Annotated in this window: 19 protein-coding genes; 13 read left to right on the top strand and 6 right to left on the bottom strand. The window is 62.3% G+C overall.

Annotated features, from left to right (window positions below):
• The first annotated feature begins 189 nt into the window (after positions 1-189).
• From JMN22_RS05500 to purT, 4 genes are all read left to right on the top strand, one after another.
• Positions 190-759 carry a PadR family transcriptional regulator gene (locus JMN22_RS05500; RefSeq protein ID WP_198796564.1) on the top strand — a complete coding sequence of 190 codons (570 nt, stop codon included), beginning with the start codon at positions 190-192 and terminating at the stop codon, positions 757-759.
• Positions 756-1,541 carry a siderophore-interacting protein gene (locus JMN22_RS05495; RefSeq protein ID WP_030138546.1) on the top strand — a complete coding sequence of 262 codons (786 nt, stop codon included), beginning with the start codon at positions 756-758 and terminating at the stop codon, positions 1,539-1,541. The genes JMN22_RS05500 and JMN22_RS05495 overlap by 4 nt, the downstream gene beginning before the upstream one ends.
• Positions 1,542-1,802: 261 nt before the next feature.
• Positions 1,803-2,270: a preQ0 transporter gene (locus JMN22_RS05490; RefSeq protein ID WP_198796565.1), complete on the top strand. Its 468-nt coding sequence runs from the start codon at positions 1,803-1,805 to the stop codon at positions 2,268-2,270.
• Positions 2,271-2,359: 89 nt separating this feature from the next.
• A complete protein-coding gene (gene purT / locus JMN22_RS05485) occupies positions 2,360-3,541 on the top strand; it encodes a formate-dependent phosphoribosylglycinamide formyltransferase (protein ID WP_030138548.1) in 1,182 nt (393 codons plus the stop codon).
• 300 nt (positions 3,542-3,841) lie between these two features.
• Here purT and JMN22_RS05480 read toward each other — a convergent pair whose 3' ends face one another.
• A complete protein-coding gene (locus JMN22_RS05480; protein WP_198796566.1) occupies positions 3,842-6,256 on the bottom strand; it encodes a glucose/quinate/shikimate family membrane-bound PQQ-dependent dehydrogenase in 2,415 nt (804 codons plus the stop codon).
• Between the two features lie 507 nt (positions 6,257-6,763).
• Here JMN22_RS05480 and JMN22_RS05475 point away from each other — a divergent pair.
• Positions 6,764-6,994, top strand: coding sequence for a VF530 family DNA-binding protein (locus JMN22_RS05475; protein ID WP_030138550.1), 231 nt, complete (start codon positions 6,764-6,766; stop codon positions 6,992-6,994).
• Between the two features lie 30 nt (positions 6,995-7,024).
• Positions 7,025-7,642: a Pr6Pr family membrane protein gene (locus tag JMN22_RS05470; RefSeq protein ID WP_030138551.1), complete on the top strand. Its 618-nt coding sequence runs from the start codon at positions 7,025-7,027 to the stop codon at positions 7,640-7,642.
• Between the two features lie 173 nt (positions 7,643-7,815).
• Here the strand turns inward: JMN22_RS05470 and JMN22_RS05465 are convergent, their stop codons facing one another.
• The 3 genes from JMN22_RS05465 to JMN22_RS05455 are packed head-to-tail and all read right to left on the bottom strand — an operon-like array spanning position 7,816 to position 9,162.
• On the bottom strand, positions 7,816-8,025 hold the full coding sequence (locus JMN22_RS05465) for a DUF1289 domain-containing protein (protein ID WP_198796567.1): 210 nt from the start codon (positions 8,023-8,025) through the stop codon (positions 7,816-7,818).
• Positions 8,022-8,546 (bottom strand): gamma carbonic anhydrase family protein, encoded by a 525-nt coding sequence (locus tag JMN22_RS05460; protein WP_198796568.1) that lies wholly within the window; start codon positions 8,544-8,546, stop codon positions 8,022-8,024. The genes JMN22_RS05465 and JMN22_RS05460 overlap by 4 nt, the downstream gene beginning before the upstream one ends.
• Positions 8,547-8,562: 16 nt before the next feature.
• Positions 8,563-9,162 carry a CoA pyrophosphatase gene (locus JMN22_RS05455; RefSeq protein ID WP_030138554.1) on the bottom strand — a complete coding sequence of 200 codons (600 nt, stop codon included), beginning with the start codon at positions 9,160-9,162 and terminating at the stop codon, positions 8,563-8,565.
• Between the two features lie 146 nt (positions 9,163-9,308).
• Here JMN22_RS05455 and JMN22_RS05450 point away from each other — a divergent pair, with 146 nt between their 5' ends.
• A complete protein-coding gene (locus JMN22_RS05450) occupies positions 9,309-9,860 on the top strand; it encodes an NUDIX hydrolase (RefSeq protein WP_030138555.1) in 552 nt (183 codons plus the stop codon).
• Between the two features lie 184 nt (positions 9,861-10,044).
• Positions 10,045-10,551: a L,D-transpeptidase family protein gene (locus JMN22_RS05445; RefSeq protein WP_030138556.1), complete on the top strand. Its 507-nt coding sequence runs from the start codon at positions 10,045-10,047 to the stop codon at positions 10,549-10,551.
• A 186-nt stretch (positions 10,552-10,737) separates the two neighbouring features.
• Here the strand turns inward: JMN22_RS05445 and JMN22_RS05440 are convergent, their stop codons facing one another.
• The gene (locus JMN22_RS05440; protein ID WP_198796569.1) at positions 10,738-11,079 is read right to left on the bottom strand and encodes a hypothetical protein; all 342 of its coding nucleotides are present in this window, start codon (positions 11,077-11,079) and stop codon (positions 10,738-10,740) included.
• A 77-nt stretch (positions 11,080-11,156) separates the two neighbouring features.
• On the opposite strand from JMN22_RS05440, the gene JMN22_RS05435 reads away from it, so the two are divergent.
• From JMN22_RS05435 to nagE, 5 genes are read left to right on the top strand one after another with little or no spacing between them, the layout of a single operon-like run.
• Positions 11,157-11,888, top strand: a complete 732-nt coding sequence (locus JMN22_RS05435; RefSeq protein WP_030139601.1) for a GntR family transcriptional regulator — start codon at positions 11,157-11,159, stop codon at positions 11,886-11,888.
• A gap of 17 nt (positions 11,889-11,905) precedes the next feature.
• Positions 11,906-13,012 carry an N-acetylglucosamine-6-phosphate deacetylase gene (nagA, locus tag JMN22_RS05430; protein ID WP_198796570.1) on the top strand — a complete coding sequence of 369 codons (1,107 nt, stop codon included), beginning with the start codon at positions 11,906-11,908 and terminating at the stop codon, positions 13,010-13,012.
• Complete coding sequence (locus JMN22_RS05425) at positions 12,993-14,015, top strand: SIS domain-containing protein (protein WP_030139603.1); 1,023 nt, start codon at positions 12,993-12,995, stop codon at positions 14,013-14,015. The genes nagA and JMN22_RS05425 overlap by 20 nt, the downstream gene beginning before the upstream one ends.
• A 52-nt stretch (positions 14,016-14,067) precedes the next feature.
• Entirely contained in the window at positions 14,068-16,581 is a 2,514-nt protein-coding gene (ptsP, locus tag JMN22_RS05420) for a phosphoenolpyruvate--protein phosphotransferase (RefSeq protein ID WP_198796571.1), read from the top strand.
• 33 nt (positions 16,582-16,614) lie between these two features.
• Positions 16,615-18,330, top strand: coding sequence for an N-acetylglucosamine-specific PTS transporter subunit IIBC (nagE, locus tag JMN22_RS05415; RefSeq protein ID WP_030139605.1), 1,716 nt, complete (start codon positions 16,615-16,617; stop codon positions 18,328-18,330).
• 246 nt (positions 18,331-18,576) lie between these two features.
• On the opposite strand, the gene JMN22_RS05410 is transcribed toward nagE, so the two are convergent.
• Entirely contained in the window at positions 18,577-18,888 is a 312-nt protein-coding gene (locus tag JMN22_RS05410; RefSeq protein WP_198796572.1) for a YqfO family protein, read from the bottom strand.
• Between the last annotated feature and the right edge of the window lie 2 nt (positions 18,889-18,890).

Here is an 18,890-nt window from a genome sequence, read left to right as displayed (position 1 = left end):
ATGATGTCAAGAAAAAAAGCCCGGAAAAATCAAACTCGGCCTCTATATCGCAATCAGGTAAGGTCTTGCCTCACTGTAAATAACGAACGGCAAGTTAGATATATCTTAGTTTCGAAATTTCGCGCACGTCAAAATATATCTTATGCAAAAAGTTATATCTCAACATCTAGGCAGAACGGAGAACAGCCTATGACCTCCTCTTACTCTTCCCCTGAAGACGAACATGACTGTTTTGAACGAGCCCCGACGGGCCGTGGACGTAACAGCCGAGGACCTCGCATCTTCGCTGCCGGTGATCTGAAGTTGCTGTCGTTGGCGCTGCTGGCCGAGCAGCCTTGCCACGGCTATGACCTGATGCGCCGGATCGAGCAAATGTTCGATGGCGCCTACAGCCCCAGCCCCGGCGTTATCTATCCGACGCTGGCCTTTCTGGAAATGAGTGCAATGGTCATTTGCGGTGTCGAAGATGGGAAAAAGAGTTACAGCGTGACCGATGCCGGACGTCTATCCCTTGTAGAGCAGGCCGACGCGCTGAATCAGGTGCGCAAGCGAATCGAAACCAGCAAGCGCATGCTGCGTGGCCCCGATCGTCCCCCTGAAATCCGTGAAGCGGTGTATAACCTGCGCCATGCGCTACAAAAGCACCCTGGCCGCTGGAGCCCGGAAGAAGTCCAACGGGTGCGCGGCCTGCTCGACGACACCGCCAAAGCCATCACCGACGGCCCGGGCCGTCCACCTGTTTCGGAGTCAAACCCATGACTGAAGTCGATCCAAACACCATCCACCGCGTCAACCACGAGATCAAGCGCCGCCGCCTGCAAGTGCTGCGCGTCGTCGACCTGACCCCACGCATGCGCCGCATCACCGTCGGCGGGCCGGAACTGGCCGGGTTTGCAAGCCTGGGCACCGACGATCATGTGAAGCTGTTGTTTCCGCAGAACGCCGAGGAACACGCCGCCCTGGAAAACTTCAACCCCACCGCCGGCAAGGCCCAGGGACCGATGCCCGAGATGCGCGACTACACCCCGCGCCGGTATGACCTGGAAACCCTGGAGCTGGACATTGACTTCGTGCTCCACGGCGACGGCCCTGCCGCGACCTGGGCGACGCAGGCGGCACCGGGGCAACACCTTTACATCGCCGGGCCACGGGGCTCGATGATCGTGCCGGACATCTTCGACAGTTACCTGTTGATCGGCGACGAAACCGCCCTGCCCGCCATCGCCCGCCGCCTCGAAGGCCTGGCGCCCAACCGGCGGGCCCTGGTGGTGGTGGAAGTTGAAAATGGCGCCGAACAGCAAGTGCTCCAAAGCCCGGCGCAGGTGCATGTGATCTGGGTATTGCGCGAAGGCCGCCACGACAGCCTGCTGCGCACCGTGCAGCAATTGGAAATGCCGATAGGCAAGCTGTATGCCTGGGTCGCGACCGAAAGCAAAGTGTCTCGGCAGATTCGCAAGGTGTTGCTGGAAGAGAAAGGGTTGGACCAGGATTTCGTGAAGGCGGTGGGGTATTGGAAGCTGGATGACAGTGAGGAGGATTGAGGGACGGGCGGTGGCTGAAGTACCCTGCATCCACTGAGGGACTGTACATAACCCCTGTGGCGAGGGGATTTATCCCCGCTGGGCTGCGAAGCAGCCCCCAAAACAGTCACCTCAATCTGTCTGATCCACCGAGTTGCCTGATTTTAGGGCTGCTGCGCAGCCCAGCGGGGATAAATCCCCTCGCCACAAAATAGATCCCCTCACCACAGGGCTATCGCTGTCCTTTAACACCTTATCCGTCATCACCAGGTACCCGGCCCCATGCTTTTCCTGCTCGCCTACATCAGCAGCGTCGTGCTGATCAACTTCGCCTTCTCGGCCGCGCCACACCTGGACGTCATCTGGTCGGCCTGGGGCGGGCTGGTGTTTGTATTGCGCGACATGGTGCAGACCCGTTTCGGCCATGGTGCCATCGCGGCGATGCTGGCAGCGCTGGTGCTGTCCTACGTCACCTCCGACCCGACCATCGCCCTGGCCAGCGCCACGGCATTCGCGGTGTCCGAATGCATCGACTGGCTGGTGTTCACCGTCACCAAGCGCCCATTGCACGATCGCCTGTGGATAAGCTCGGCCCTGAGCATTCCCCTGGACACCTTCATTTTCTTCGGTCTGATCGATGCCCTGACACCCGCCGTGGTGACGACCGCCCTGCTTTCGAAATTCGCCGGGGTCACCGCCGTCTGGCTGATCATGGCCTGGCGTCTGCGCAAACAGGCCATCGCCGGCTGACGCGGTTCATGTAAAATGCCGCGCTTTCTCCCCTGGGAAGCTCGCCCGGCGCGCGCCCCGATGACCCGCTCCTGTTTGAGGACCTTCAGATGACCCGTATCGGAACTCCATTGTCGCCCACCGCGACCCGCGTTTTGTTGTGTGGCAGCGGTGAGCTGGGCAAGGAAGTGGTGATCGAACTGCAGCGCCTGGGCGTTGAAGTGATTGCCGTGGATCGCTACGCCAACGCGCCGGCCATGCAAGTGGCCCACCGCAGCCATGTGATCAACATGCTCGACGGCGCCGCCCTGCGCGCGGTGATCGAGGCCGAGAAGCCGCACTACATCGTGCCGGAAATCGAAGCCATCGCCACCGCCACCCTGGTGGAACTGGAGGCCGAAGGCTTCACCGTGATCCCTACGGCCCGCGCCGCGCAGTTGACCATGAACCGCGAAGGCATCCGTCGCCTGGCAGCCGAAGAGCTGGGGCTGCCGACTTCCCCCTATTTCTTCGCCGACACCGTGGAAGACTACCGCAAGGCTGTGGAAACCCTGGGTTTCCCCTGCGTGGTCAAGCCGGTGATGAGCTCCTCGGGCAAGGGCCAGAGCCTGCTGCGCAGCGCCGATGACGTACAGAAAGCCTGGGATTACGCCCAAGAAGGCGGCCGCGCCGGCAAGGGCCGGGTGATCATCGAAGGTTTCATCGACTTTGATTACGAAATCACCCTGCTGACCGTGCGTCATGTCGGCGGCACCACGTTCTGCGCGCCGGTCGGCCACCGTCAGGAAAAGGGCGACTACCAGGAATCCTGGCAGCCACAGGCCATGAGCCCGGCGGCCCTGGCTGAATCCGAGCGCGTTGCCAAGGCGGTGACCGAGGCCTTGGGCGGCCGTGGCCTGTTTGGCGTCGAGCTGTTCATCAAGGGTGATCAGGTGTGGTTCAGCGAAGTCTCGCCGCGTCCGCACGACACCGGCCTGGTGACGCTGATCTCCCAGGACCTGTCGCAGTTCGCTCTGCATGCCCGCGCCATTCTTGGCTTGCCGATCCCGTTGATCCGCCAGTTCGGCCCATCGGCTTCGGCGGTGATCCTGGTAGAAGGCCAGTCGACCCAGACCGCGTTCGCCAACCTCGGCGCCGCCCTGAGCGAACCGGACACCGCGCTGCGCCTGTTCGGCAAGCCGGAAGTCAACGGCCAGCGTCGCCTGGGCGTGGCCTTGGCCCGCGATGAATCCATCGAAGCCGCCCGCGCCAAGGCGACCCGGGCTTCGCAGGCCGTGAAAATCGAACTGTAAAAGCCCAAGGCTGAACACAATCCTTGTAGGGAAGGGATTTATCTGTGGCGAGGGGATTTATCCCCGCTGGGGCTGCGCAGCAGCCCCAAAGCAGCAAACCCAATCTGCCTGACACCCCGAGTTGTTGGGTTTAGGGCTGCTTCGCAGCCCAAGCGGGGATAAATCCCCTCGCCACAAAAGCTTGTTGTGTTCACAAAAGCCAAAGGCTCGTTGTATTCACAGAAGCCAGCGTGAAATCGGGTATTAAAATAAAGGCGACACCCGCAAGGGTGTCGCCTTTTTCATGAGCGCTGCTTGGATTTAATCCGGCAGTTTGTAGGCGATCACATAGTCACCCTGCTTGGTGCCCAGGGAACCGTGACCACCTGCAACGACCAGCACGTACTGCTTGCCGTCCTTGCCGGTGTAGGTCATCGGCGTGGTCTGGGCGCCTGCGGGCAGGCGGCCTTCCCACAATTGCTTGCCGTTTTTCACATCGTAGGCGCGCAAGTACTGGTCAAGCGTACCGCTCAGGAACGCCAGGCCACCGGCGGTGGTGAAGGTACCACCCAGGCTTGGAACGCCCATGCTCAGCGGGATCGGCACTGGCGAGCTGTCGCGCACGGTGCCGTTCTTGTGCTTCCACAGGGTCTTGTTGTTGGTCAGGTCCACGGCGGCGACATAACCCCACGCAGGTGCCTGGCACGGCAGGCCCATGGGCGAGAGCAACGCTTCGAGGATCACCCCGTATGGCGCGCCTTTGTTCGGCTGCACGCCTTCGGTTTCACTCTTGCGACCCGGGCCACCCGCCACTTCCGCTGCTGGAACCAGCTTCGACTTGAACGCCATGTAGCTCGGGTTGACGAAGGCGATCTGGCGCACCGGATCGACCGAAATACCGCCCCAGTCAAACACGCCGAAGTTGCCTGGGTAGACGATCGAGCCTTGCAGCGACGGCGGCGTGAACATGCCGTCGTAACGCAGCGACTTGAAGTCGATCCGGCACAACATCTGGTCAAACGGCGTCACGCCCCACATGTCGCGCTCCTTGAGGACCGGCGGCACGAAGTTCAGGTCGGACATCGGCTGGGTGGGCGAAGTGTGGTCGCCCTCCACCGCGCCTTGCGGCACCGGGATTTCCTTGATCGGAATGATCGGCTGGCCATTGCTGCGGTCCAGCACGTAGATGCTGCCCTGCTTGGTCGAAGCCAGTACGGCCGGCTTCACGCCATCGGCGGTCTTCATGTCCATCAGGGTCGGTTGACCGCCGACGTCCATGTCCCACAGGTCGTGGTGAGTGAACTGGAAGTACCAACGCACCTTGCCGGTGGCTATGTCCAATGCGGTCAGGCCAGCGGAATATTTTTCCGATTCCGGGGTACGCATGCCACCGAACTGGTCGGGGGTCTGGTTGCCCATCGGCAGGTAGAGCATGCCGAGTTTTTCATCGACGCTGAACATGGACCACATGTTCGGCGAGTTGCGGGTGTAGGTCTTGCCTTCGGCAATCGGCGTGGTGTCGTCCGGGTTGCCGCTGTCCCAGTTCCATACCAGCTTGCCGGTGTGTACGTCGTAGGCGCGGATCACGCCGCTTGGCTCGTCGGTGGAGACGTTGTCGGTGACGTGGCCGCCAATCACTACCAGGTTCTGGGTGACCGCCGGTGGCGAGGTGGAGTAGTAACCGCCGGCCGTGAAGCCGCCGATGTTCGCGGTCAGGTCGACCTGGCCTTTGTCGCCGAAGTCTTCACACATCTTGCCGGTGTCGGCGTTGAGGGCGATCAGGCGCGTGTCGGCGGTCGGCAGGAAGATCCGCCGTGGGCACACGGTGCTGGCCGGAGTGGTGCTGGCGGTGCCGGTCGGGCTCTGCTCAGCGGACGCGTAGACAGCGTCGTCGTGGTAGGTCACGCCACGGCAGGTCATGTGGGCCCAACCCTTGAAGTTTTCCGCTTTTTGCGTGGAAAGCTTCGGATCGAAACGCCAGATTTCCTTGCCGGTTTCAGGCTCCAGTGCGATCACCTGACTGTGAGGTGTGCACACATACAGCATGCCGTTGACCTTCAGCGGGGTATTTTCCGCCGTGGTCTCGCCCGGGTCGTTCGGCCCTGGCAGGTCACCGGTGCGGAACGTCCAGGCTTCCTTCAGCTTGCCGACATTCTGGGGGGTGATCTGCGCCAGCGGCGAATAGCGGTCGCCGTGAGCGCTGCGGCCGTAGGAGTTCCAATCCCCGTCCGGCATGGCCGGTGCGGTGTTGGCCATGCCCGGAACGCTGTCGCGGTCCAGTTGACCCTTGATTTCACCGGGGTTGGTAAACTGGCTGGCGAGGGCGGCGATACCGGCGATGATCACCGCGGCGCCCAGCGCTCGGGTGCCCATGGGCGATGCATCGGCGGTCAGCAACGGACGGCGGAACCATGGCAGCAGCAGGACAATGCCCAAGGCAAACAGCATTGCCAGGCGCGGCACCAGTTGCCACCAATCCAGGCCCACTTCCCACAGCGCCCAGACGGTACTCGCGAACAGCACCAGCGCATACAATCCCAGGGCCGCACGGCGGGCCATGATCAGCAGTACGCCGGTAATCGCCAGGCCGATACCGGCCAGCAAGTAATACAGCGAGCCGCCGAGCGTGCTCAGTTTGATCCCACCGGCCAACAAGGCCAGCCCCATCAATAGAAGCAGAATGCCGAGCAGGCTCGGTAACAGACGGCTTCGACTCAAAGCACCCTCAGTGCTCATAGTTGTATCTCCGTGACGTTTTAAGGAGTCCCGCGCAAGGTGTCACTTTAGATGACGATCCTGGCGGGGCATGGTTCAGTAAAAAAGGTAATTGGGTGGACGCGGACCATTGTGGGAGCGGGCTTGCTCGCGAAAGCGACGTGTCAGGCGACATTAAGGCCGGATGTGAAATCGTCTTCGCGAGCAAGCCCGCTCCCACAGAAAGTCGATCGTCATACGCCAAGAGACAGCGCTATCTCTCAAGTCTGAACGCTAGGTTTTCTTTGATTTTTCTATCGGATCAGGCTGTACGCAGAGGCTCTGTCACAAAAGAAGAAGCGTTTCAGCAAGCGGCGCAAGGATAATGTCCTGTTACAAATAGAGAAAGCGCTTTTGTTGACATGGATCATCTCGGATTCGGTAACAGTGTGCCCAGCTTCACGAAGCCAGGATGAAAGCCATACTTCCACCCAACGGGCACCTCGGCTAAGGTGCGCGGCTTTAGACTTCTTCATGCAAAGGCCCGCCATGACCGAACCGAACAACAACCCGCTGCACGGCGTGACGCTGGAGCAGATCCTCAACGCCCTGGTGCAGCACTACGAGTGGTCGGGCCTGGCCGAACGCATTGATATTCGTTGTTTCAAAAGCGATCCGAGCATCAAGTCGAGCCTGACGTTCCTGCGCAAGACGCCGTGGGCGCGGGAAAAAGTCGAGCGCCTGTACATCAAGCTGATGCGCACCAAGCGGCCCCTCTGAACCGTGGACGTGCGAACCGGTTTCGTGTCGATGCTGGCGTTGCTCGGCTGGGTTGGGTTGAGCGTCCAGCTTTACCTGATCCTGCTGGGTCGCTGGGAATTGGGCGCGAGCCTGTTGGGTGGCTTGGTCAACTTCTTCAGTTTTTTCACGGTGCTGACCAATACCCTCGCCGCCGTGGTGCTGACCTGGGAACTGACCCAGCGTGAATCCGCCGTCCGGCGCTGGTTCCTGCTACCTGCGGTACGCAGCGGCATCGCGGTGAGCATCGCCCTGGTCGGCCTGGCCTATAACGTGCTGCTGCGCCACCTCTGGCAACCGGAAGGCTGGCAGTTTGTCGCCGATGAATTGCTGCATGACGTCATGCCTGTACTGTTCATCATCTATTGGGGGCTTTGGGTGCCTAAAGGCACATTGCGCCTGGGTCACATCGGGCTGTGGATGATTTATCCGCTGGTGTACTTCGCCTACATCCTGCTGCGCGGGGATTTGCTGGCGGCCTACCCCTACCCATTCATTGACGTGGCGAGCCTGGGTTATCCACAGGTGTTCATCAATGCAGGGGGGGTATTGGCCGGTTTTGTCGGGATTGCGCTGGGGGTGGTGGGGTTGGATCGATGGTTGGGGCGACGATCGGTTAAAGCCTTGTGAGATGCGCCTGTGGCGAGGGGATTTATCCCCGCTGGGCTGCGCAGCAGCCCCAAAGCATTCAACTCATTCAGCCTGACACACCGAGGCGCCGAATTTGGGGGCTGCTACGCAGCCCAGCGGGGATAAATCCCCTCGCCACAGATAAATCCTCTGCCACAGGGGCGTGTTCACAATCATCGCCTCACCGGCAACATCCACACCAACCCACTCGCCTTCGCCCGCTCATGACACAACGCCAACACGCCGCGGCGCTCATCGTTGTCCATCCGGCTCCAACGGGTGATTTCCGCCACGGTGCGCTGGCAACCGGTGCAGGTATCGTCATCATCCAGCGAGCAGATGTTCACGCAGGGCGAAGGAACCGGACGTTCAGGTGCGTTCATTGTTCTTGCTCGGCCAAGTCGCGGGCATAACGCTGCGAATTTTGAACGTAATGCGCCGCGCTGGCCTCGAGCATTTTCTTCTGGGCCTCGGTCAGTTCCCGCACGACCTTGCCCGGCGAGCCCATCACCAGCGAACCGTCCGGGATCTCCTTGCCTTCGCCGATCAGCGAGTTGGCGCCGATGATGCAGTTCTTGCCAATCTTCGCGCCGTTGAGAATCACCGCGTTGATGCCGATCAGGCTGTAGTCCCCCACTGTGCAGCCGTGGAGCATGGCGTTGTGGCCGATGGTCACGCCGGTGCCGATGGTCAATGGATAGCCCATGTCGGTGTGCATCACCGTGCCGTCCTGGACGTTGCTGTCCTTGCCGATCAGGATCAGTTCGTTGTCACCCCGCAACACCGCGTTGAACCAGACGTTGGCGCCCTCTTCGAGGCGGACCTTGCCCACCAGCGTGGCGTTGGGCGCGACCCAGCTTTGTGGGTGGGTTTCGACACGGGCATCGCCCAGGCGGTATTTCATCGGAGTCCTCGGGGCATCATGTATTGATGAAAGTCTTGGGCGGCGTGTGCAGGTCGATACCGGCGTCGTACAGCAAGTTGACCAACTCCACGATCATGATCGCCGTCAGCCCCCAGATCTTGTACCCCTCGAAACGGTAGCTGGGCACGTACCAACTGTGGCCCTGGTAGTCGATGCGATGGGTGTGTTCGCGCGGATCCTTGCGGAAAAACTCCAGCGGCACGCTGAACACCGCGGCGATCTCGGCATCGTTGGCCTGGTATTCGACATAGTCCGGAATCACACCGACGTAAGGCGTGACCTTGATACCGTGCAATGAGATCAGTGGGCTGAGGGGACCGATCACCTCCACCAGGCCAGGGGGCAGGCCAATTTCCTCTTCGGCTTCGCGCAGGGCGGTGAAGATCAGGTCTGGGTCTTCCGGGTCTCGACGTCCGCCGGGGAACGCAACTTCGCCGCCGTGGGTCGAGAGACCGCTGGCGCGCAGGGTCAGCACCAGCTCCGGTTCATCACTGCGCGTGATCGGCACCAGCACCGCCGCTTCAGGGAAACGCCGATCGGTCTCCAGATCGCGCGGCGTATGGTTGCTTACTCGATGCAGTAGCTCGTCCAGCATGAGACTTCTCGATTTATTCGCTGCCTAGCATCATGCACCAATCAGGCAAGCGGCCCAAGCCCCGGACCGCGTCATGTCGCGAAACGACAACTTGCCGATACCGCCCAGTACACGCCAAGATAGGCGCAGCCTCCAGGAATCCCAGCATGAAATTCTGCAGCCAGTGCGGTAACCCGGTAACCCAGCGCATACCCGAGGGCGACTCGCGACTGCGCTTTGTCTGCGACACCTGTCACACCATTCACTACCAGAACCCCAACATCGTGGCCGGTTGCGTACCGACCTGGGGCAGCAAAGTCCTGTTGTGCCGGCGCGCCATCGAGCCGCGGCGCGGTTATTGGACACTGCCGGCGGGCTTCATGGAAAACGGCGAAACCGTCGAGCAGGCCGCCGCGCGTGAAACCGCCGAAGAAGCCTGCGCCCGGGTACGCAACCTGAGTATCTATACGCTGATTGACGTCCCGCATATCAGCCAGGTCCATGTATTCTTCCGCGCCGAGCTGGTGGACGAGGATTTCGCCGCCGGGCCGGAAAGCCTGGAAGTGAAGCTGTTCGAAGAAGCCGATATACCGTGGGACGAGCTGGCTTTCCGCACGGTGGGCCGTACCCTAGAATACTTCTACGCTGACCGGCGAGCCGAGGATTATCCGGTGCGATCCGAGTCGATACCGCCGCTGGCTCAGCCTGCCAATACGTAGGCTCTGTACGAAATGTGTTCGCGCGAAGGCCAGACAAGGCGAAACGGGGCGAGGAAGCGCAGTGTACTGGAGTACATGAGCATTCCGAGCCTCGTTTCAACGCAGTATGGGCAAGTGCGGATACATTTCGTACAGAGCCTAGAAAATCCAATATAGCCGCGACACCTCTAGGGATATCGTTTCAATGCGCTGGTTGCTTGTCCTGTTCTGCTTGTCGTTTACCGCCGTGTCCCAAGCCGCTGCCGTGGGAACCTACAACGGCAAAGTCATCGAAAAAGTCCTGGTGCTCAAGTCCGCCCATCAATTGCAATTGATCAACGACGGCAAGCCCCTCAAGACCTATCGCATTTCCCTGGGCAAGGGCGCCAAGAAAGGCCCCAAGCTGATCGAGGGCGACAAGCGCACCCCCGAGGGCTTCTACTGGATTGACTGGCGCAAGGTCAGCGACAAGTTCTACCTGTCGATGCACATCTCCTACCCCAACATCAGCGACGCCGCCCGCGCCCGCCGCGAAGGCGTGGAGCCGGGGGGCATGATCATGATCCACGGCACGCCCGATACGGAAGAAAACCCCGAGCAGTTGTTCCATACCCTGGATTGGACCGACGGCTGCATCGCCATGCGCAATGTGGACATGCGCGAGGTGTGGAACCTGGTGCCGGATGGGACGATGATCGAGATTCGGCCGTAGCCCCATTTTCGCGGCGAGGAGCTCTTGTGGCGAGGGAGCTTGCTCCCGCTGGGTTGCGAAGCGGCCCCCTGCTTTACCAGCCATCACACCGCAGGGGATGCTGACGCATCCAGCGGGAGCAAGCTCCCTCGCCACAGGTTCGGTGTTCCACCGGAATTTTTGTGTCCGTCTTTCGATTTATCGCGATCAAGCTCGCTCCACAATGGATTTTTGTTGTTCACAGAACCAGTGATCGACACCTGCCCCTGTGGGAGCGAGCCTGCTCGCGAAGAGGCCGGCACATTCAGCATCTTCATCGACTGTGTTGCCGCCTTCGCGAGCAGGCTCGCTCCCACAGGAGAAACTCGGTGCCCCAGAAATAAAAATCAAATTGCGTAACCTGCCCTCGGTGCATACCACTGCCCTCAAAAACATCAGCTCGAACACCGTAACTCCACGCACCACCTCCACCACGCCAATACCACTTAAAGCCAACCTTCCAAAAATGCCCCATGAATTCATATCAAGCGCCAGAAGCAGCGTTGACATGGTATTCAAGTGGTATTAGCTTCCACCCCAATCACCGAGCGACAACGCCCACAACAACCGCATCGGACACATCGCACATGAACGACATCCTGGCCCTGCGCCCCGACGACACCCAACCCACCCCGCTCTACCTGCAACTGGCCCGCAACCTCGAAGCCGCCATCCACGCCGGCCAATGGAAAGCCGAGCAAGCGATGCCGTCCGAGCGCAGCCTGAGCGAGCAACTGGGCATTTCCCGGGTCACCGCCCGCAAGGCGCTGGAAGTACTCTTCGAACAAGGCCTGATCCGCCGCAACCAAGGCTCCGGAACGTTCATCACTCCGCGCCTGGAGCAACCGCTCTCGCGTCTCAGCGGTTTCAGCGAGATGCTCCGCCTCAAGGGCTTCGTGCCCGGTTCCCAATGGCTGGAGCGGGAAATCACCCCGCCGACCCACGAAGAACTGATCCGCCTGGGCCTGTCACCCACCGACAAAGTCGCCCGCCTCAAACGGCTGCGCAAGGCCGACGACACGGTCATGGCAATCGAGATGAGCACCCTGCCGGCGTCGATCATTCCCAAGCCGCAGGCGGTGGGCGATTCGCTTTATGAATTTCTCGATGGCATCGGCAAACCGGTTGTCCGAGCCTTGCAACACATCCAGGCCATCAACGCCTCGGACGAGTTCGCCGCCCTGGTGGGCATCGCCCCCGGCACCGCGATGTTGCTGATGACGCGGGTCGGCTACCTGGAAGACAACACGCCCATCGAAGTCACCGACACCTATTGCCGCAACGACTACTACGACTTTGTGGCAGAGCTACGGCGCTAGACGACCAGAGAATTCCAATGTCCGAAGACAACATCCTCACCGCCAACGGCTGGATACGCGGCCGCCTGATCCATGAACACGGCAAGGTCGTGTCCGTCGAAGGCCAGCCCTGCGACCCGACGAGCAACGACCTGCCCTACCTGCTGCCCGGTTTCATCGACCTGCATGTGCACGGCGGTGGCGGCAAGGACATCATGGAGGGCGCCCCAGCCTTCGAAACCATCGCCCGTACCCACGTGCGCTTTGGCACCACGTCGTTGCTCGCCACCACCATGACCGCGCCAAGCGAAGAAATCGCCAGCGTCCTCAAGGCCCTCGGTGAGTTCTGCGAACAGCGGCCCAGCGGCAGCGCACGTGTCCTCGGCGTGCACTTGGAAGGCCCTTACATCAATCCCGGAAAACTCGGCGCGCAACCGAATTTCGCCCACACCGCGTTGATGGCCGAGGTGGAAACGTACCTGGCCCTGGCGCCGATCCGGGTGATTACCATCGCTCCGGAAATCGCCGGCCACGATGCCTTGATCCGTGCCCTCAGCGCTCGCGGTGTGCGCATGCAGATCGGCCATACCCTCGGCAGCTACGAAGAAGGCGTCGCGGCACTGGCCGCCGGGGCCAGCAGTTTTACCCATTTGTACAACGCCATGAGCCCGCTGCATCACCGCGAACCGGGCATCGTCGGCGCGGCGCTGGCCCATGCGCAATACGCCGAGCTGATCCCGGATCTGCTGCACGTGCACCCCGGTGCCATGCGCGTGGCGTTGCGTTCGATCCCGTGCCTGTATTGCGTTACCGACTCCACCGCCGCCGCCGGCATGCCCGATGGCGAATACAAGCTGGGCAGCCACACCGTGACCAAATGCCTGGGCGGCGTGCGGCTGGCCGACGGCACCTTGGCCGGCAGCACCCTGACGATGGACCAGGCCCTGCGCAACCTGGTGAAGATCGGCCTGCCCCTCGACGACGCCTCCCGACGCCTGTCGCAATTCCCCGCCGACTACCTCGGCCTGCCCGAGCGCGGACGCCTGCATCCCGGCGCCTGGGCCGACTGCGTGCGCCTTGACCGTGCCCTGAACCTGATCGACGTAATGGTCGAAGGAGAAGCCGTTGACTTCCAAAATGCTTGAAGAGGCCCTCGCCTCAGCCGAAGCCGTCGAGCGTCAATTGCAGCGACTGGATCCGACGCTGGCGGAAATCGCCGGACGCTTGCGTCGTCAACCGCCGCAAGTGGCGATGACCGTGGCTCGGGGCAGTTCCGACCACGCCGCCAGTTATTTCGCTTACCTGACCATGCAGCAATTGGGCTTGCCGGTGGCATCGCTGCCGATGTCGGTGGTCACGCTGCAACAGGCGCCGCTGAAGGTCAGCGGCCAGGTGGCGTTCGCGTTCTCGCAGTCGGGGCAGAGCCCGGACCTGGTCAACAGCCTGCGCCTGTTGCGCAAGCGCGGCGCGTTGAGCGTGGCGATGGTCAACGCAGAGGATTCTCCGCTGGAGGCGGCCTGCGAATTCAGCGTGCCGTTGTGCGCCGGCATCGAGAGCAGTGTAGCCGCGACCAAGAGTTTCATTGCCACCCTCAGCGCCAGTGCGCGGTTGGTGGCCCACTGGAAGGACGACACCGAGTTGCTCGAAGCCGGCCATGCGCTGCCCGAAGGCCTGCGCGACGCGGCGAGCCAGGATTGGAGCGCCGCCGTCGAAGCGCTGCGTGACTGCCAACGGCTCATGGTGATTGGTCGTGGCGCCGGTTTTGCCATCGCCCAGGAAGCGGCACTCAAGTTCAAGGAAACCTCGGCGATCCAGGCCGAAGCCTTCAGCAGCGCCGAAGTCCGTCACGGGCCGATGGCCCTGATCGACGAAAACTATCCGCTGCTGGTTTTTGCTCCGCGCGGTGCCGAGCAGGCTGGCGTGTTGAGCCTGGCCGCCGACATGCGCGAGCGCGGCGCCCGGGTACTGCTGGCCGCCCCCGATGACATCGCCGAGCGCGACTTGACGCTGAGTCGCGCCGGGCATCCAGCCCTGGACCCGATCCTGGCGATCCAGAGCTTTTACGGCATGGCCGCCCGATTGGCCGTGGCCCGAGGCCTGGACCCCGATCAGCCACGGCACTTGAGCAAGGTCACCCGGACCCACTGAACCGCCAGCGTTCTTTTCATGCAAGGCCAATGATCCCAAAGAGAGCGAGCCCATGCCCAACAACAATAAAGAGCTGATCCTCAGCGCCCCGCTCAGCGGTCCGGTGCTCACCCTCGCCAACGTGCCGGACGCGGTGTTCGCCAGCGGTGCGATGGGCGATGGGATCGCCATTGATCCACTGAACGATACCCTCTACGCCCCCTGCGACGGCGAGGTGATCCACGTCGCTCGTACCGGCCACGCCGTAACACTGCGGGCCGACAACGGCGCCGAATTGCTGCTGCACCTCGGGCTGGACACCGTCGAGTTGCAGGGCGACGGTTTTTCCATACTGGTCAAGGAAGGTGCGCGAGTCAGCAACGGCCAGGCGCTGCTGCGCTATGACCTGGACAACGTGGCCCAGCGCTGCAAAAGCCTGGTCAGCCTGTTGGTCATCACCAACGGCGAACACTTCCAGGCACGGCCGATCACACTTAAAGGCGTCAAGGTCGGCGAACCGTTGCTGCACATCGTCAGCAAGACACCGAATGAAACACGTGACGATGAGTTGGACGTCGGCATCGAGGTGTTCGGCCAGATCCGTATCGCCCATCGGGGAGGCCTGCACGCCCGACCGGCAGCCTTGGTCCGCCATACCGCGCAAGGGTTCAAGAGTCGCTCGCAGCTGCACTTTGGCGGTCGGTCGGCGTCCTGCGACAGCGTCATGGGCATGATGGGCCTGGCGATCAACGAACAGGCTGAGGTGCATGTCAGTTGTCGCGGCAGCGATGCCGAAGCGGCGTTGCAAGCGCTGTTGACCACCCTGTCCACGGCCCTGGCCGAAGAGGCTCATACCCAGGCGCCCCAGGCCAAGGCACCGAGCCGGGCCGCTGAAGAGGGTGTGCTGCACGGCGTCTGCGCCGCCCCCGGACTGGTCAGCGGGACGCTGGTCCGGCTGGAGGGCATTCAATTGCCCGAGGATGTCGGTGGACATGACGTCGAAGAGCAACGTCAACGACTGCGCCAAGCCCTGGCCCACGTCAGTCGCGACATCCAGATCACGCTGGAACACGCCAAGGCCCGGCGCCACATCGATGAGCAGGCCATTTTCAGCGCCCATCTGGCGTTGCTGGAAGACCCGGTCCTGCTGGACGCCGCTGACCTCTCGATCGATCAGGGCCGTGCCGCGCCCCATGCCTGGAGCCAGTCCATCGACATGCAGTGCCAGGTGCTACGGCAATTGGGCAGTGCACTGCTGGCCGAGCGCGCCAATGATTTGCACGACCTGCGCCAGCGGGTTCTGCGGGTGTTGCTGGGTGAAGCCTGTAAGTTCGACGTACCGACAGGCGCGATCGTCGCCGCGCGAGAGCTGACCCCCTCAGACCTGTTGCAACTCAGCGCCCAAGGCGTGGCCGGCGTATGTATGGCCGAAGGCGGCGCGACCTCCCACGTGGCGATCCTGGCCCGGGGCAAAGGCCTGCCCTGCCTGGTGGCGTTGGGCGAGGCCCTGCTTGCACAGGCGCCGGGCCAATCGGTGGTGCTGGACGCAGACGGCGGCCGCCTCGAACTTACGCCAAGCGCCGAGCGACTGACACAAGTGCAGCAAGTGCACAGTCAACGCGTCGCCTTGCGCGCCCAGCAACAGACCCTCGCCCATACGCCGGCGCGAACGGTTGATGGAATAGGGATCGAGGTCGCCGCCAACGCTGCCTCCAGCGTCGAAGCGGGCGAGGCCTTCGCCAACGGTGCCGATGGCATCGGCTTGCTGCGCACCGAATTTCTCTTCGTCGACCGCCACACCGCCCCCGACGACGAAGAACAACGCGAGGCCTATCAGGCCGTGCTCGATGCCATGGGCGACAGGCCCGTGATCATCCGCACCATCGACGTCGGTGGCGACAAGCAATTGGACTACCTGCCGCTGCCGGCCGAAGCCAACCCGGTGCTCGGCCTGCGAGGCATTCGCCTGGCCCAGGTGCGGCCGGAACTGTTGGATCAGCAATTGCGGGCGCTGCTGCAAACCCGTCCACTGCAGCGCTGCCGCATTCTGTTGCCGATGGTCACCGAGGTTGACGAACTGCTGCACATCCGCCAGCGCCTTGATGCCTTGGCCGCCGAACTCGGCCTGGAGGAGCGCCCGCAGCTTGGGGTGATGATCGAAGTGCCAGCCGCCGCACTGCTCGCCGAACAGCTGGCCGAACACGCAGATTTCCTGTCCATCGGCACCAACGACCTGTCCCAGTACACCCTCGCCATGGACCGCGACCACGCCGGTCTCGCCGCCCGGGTCGATGCCCTGCACCCGGCGCTGTTGCGGCTGATCGCCCAGACCTGCGCCGGTGCGGCCAGGCATGGGCGCTGGGTCGGGGTGTGCGGGGCCCTGGCCTCCGATCCGCTGGCAACGCCGGTGCTGATCGGGCTGGGTGTACGGGAACTGTCGGTCAGCCCGCCGCAGGTCGGTGAGATCAAGGACCGCGTACGCCACCTGGATGCCGCCCAGTGCCAGCGCATCAGTACCGACTTGCTGAACCTGGCCAGCGCCGCCGCCGTGCGCCAGGCCTGTCATCAACATTGGCCCCTGGGCTGAAGCCCGTCGAAGAACAATAAAAGGAGAGACGCCATGTACCAGCATTTCATCGAAGGGCTGCAACGCCTCGGCCGGGCGCTGATGCTGCCGATCGCGATCCTGCCGATCGCCGGCCTGCTCCTGCGCCTGGGTGACACGGACCTATTGAATATCGCGATAATCCACGACGCTGGCGAAGCGATTTTTGCCAACCTGCCGATGATCTTCGCCATCGGCATCGCCGTGGGGTTCGCCCGGGACAACAACGGCACCGCCGGACTGGCCGGGGCCATCGGTTACCTGGTCATGATCGCGACCCTGAAGGTGCTCGACGCGACCATCAACATGGGCATGCTCGCCGGGATCATCAGTGGCCTGTTGGCCGGCGCGCTGTACAACCGTTTCAAGGACATCAAGCTGCCGGAGTACCTGGCGTTCTTTGGCGGCCGGCGCTTCGTGCCGATCGTCACCGGTTTCAGCGCCGTCGGCCTGGGCCTGGTGTTCGGCCTGGTCTGGCCGCCGATCCAGCACGGCATCAACAGCTTCGGCGAGCTGCTGATGGCCAGCGGTAGCTTCGGTGCGTTCGTCTTCGGTGTATTCAATCGATTGCTGATCGTCACCGGCCTGCACCACATCCTCAACAACATGGCCTGGTTCATCTTCGGCAGCTTCACCGACCCGACTACCGGCGCGGTGGTCACTGGCGACCTGACCCGTTATTTCGCCGGCGACCCCAAGGGCGGCCAGTTCATGACCGGCATGTTCCCGGTGATGCTTTTCGGCCTGCCCGCCGCGTGCCTGGCGATGTACCGCAACGCCCTGCCCCAGCGGCGCAAGGTCATGGGCGGGATCCTGCTGTCAATGGCGCTGACTTCGTTCCTGACCGGCGTCACCGAGCCGATCGAATTTGCGTTCATGTTCCTTGCGCCGCTGTTGTACCTGGTCCATGCGCTGCTCACTGGCCTGTCGATGGCGGTGACGAACCTGCTGAATATCCACCTGGGCTTTACCTTCTCGGGCGGTTTCATCGACATGGTCCTGGGCTGGGGCAAATCCACCAACGGTTGGTTGGTCATCCCGGTGGGCCTGGCCTACGCGGCGATTTATTACCTGGTGTTCGACTTCTGCATCCGCCGCTTCGACCTGAAGACGCCGGGGCGTGAGGAAGTACCGGTGGGCGACAAACCGGTCATCGCCGAAAACCAACGCGCCGCTGCGTATATCCAAGCCTTGGGCGGTGCCGACAACCTGATCACTGTCGGCGCCTGCACCACCCGCCTGCGCCTGGACATGGTGGATCGCGGCAAGGCGTCCGACGCCCAGCTCAAGGCCCTCGGCGCGATGGCCGTGGTCAGACCGGGTAATGGCGGCAGCTTGCAAGTGGTGGTGGGGCCGATGGCGGATAGCATTGCGGATGAAATTCGCTTGGCGTTGCCCTCTTCCGAACGACCAGCCAGCGCGCCCGTGGCCGCCGTAGCTGAGCCTGTCCCGCCGACAGTCGTCTCCGAGGCCGAAGCACAACAATGGCTCGCGGCCCTGGGCGGTGGCGGGAATGTGTTGCAGCTCGATTGCGTGGCGATGAGCCGTTTGCGGGTGCAACTGGCCGATGGCAAGGGATTGTCGGAAAACCAGCTCAAGGCGCTTGGGTGCCAGGGGATCAGCTCACTGGACGGTGGCGTTTGGCACTTGCTGCTGGGGGAGAAAGCGCCGGGGTTGTGGCGGGCGTTGGAGGTGGTGATGGTGAGCCCGAGGGCTGGGATCAAGGCTTAGAGCCCCACAATATAATCCCTAACAGGACACAATTTGTGGCGAGGGGATTTATCCCCGCTGGGCCGCGAAGCGGCCCCCTAAGCAGCCAGCCCCATCTGCCTGACACACCGGGAGTCAATATTTGGGGCTGCTGCGCAGCCCAGCGGGGATAAATCCCCTCGCCACAGTTATATGTAAACAGAAATGGAGGGCAATAAAAAACCCGCTGAATCGATCAGCGGGTTTTTTATTACAACAGCGGGAGAATCAGAATTCCTCCAACCGCCACACCTCATACGCCGGTGTCTCGTAGGGATGGCTCTGTTTCAGCGCCTCCACCACGGGGCGGATCAACTCATCGGCGACAACAAGCTCTACCTTCCACTCCTCGACCTGCTCGACCTGCCCGGCCTCGCCGATGAACGGCTGGCTGCCGTCCAACGGGCGAAACTGACCCAGGCCCAGCACCTGCCAGGCGCAGTGGTCATAGTCGCCGATTCGTCCGCCACCGGCAGCGAATACGGCGCTTTTGACCTCGTCCACATGACTGGCCAGGACGAAGAAGCAGAGCTTGTACACCG

Source organism: Pseudomonas sp. HB05 (genome assembly GCF_016756915.1).
GTDB classification, from domain to species: Bacteria; Pseudomonadota; Gammaproteobacteria; order Pseudomonadales; family Pseudomonadaceae; genus Aquipseudomonas; species Aquipseudomonas alvandae.
This window is presented reverse-complemented; position numbering and strand designations above follow the sequence as displayed.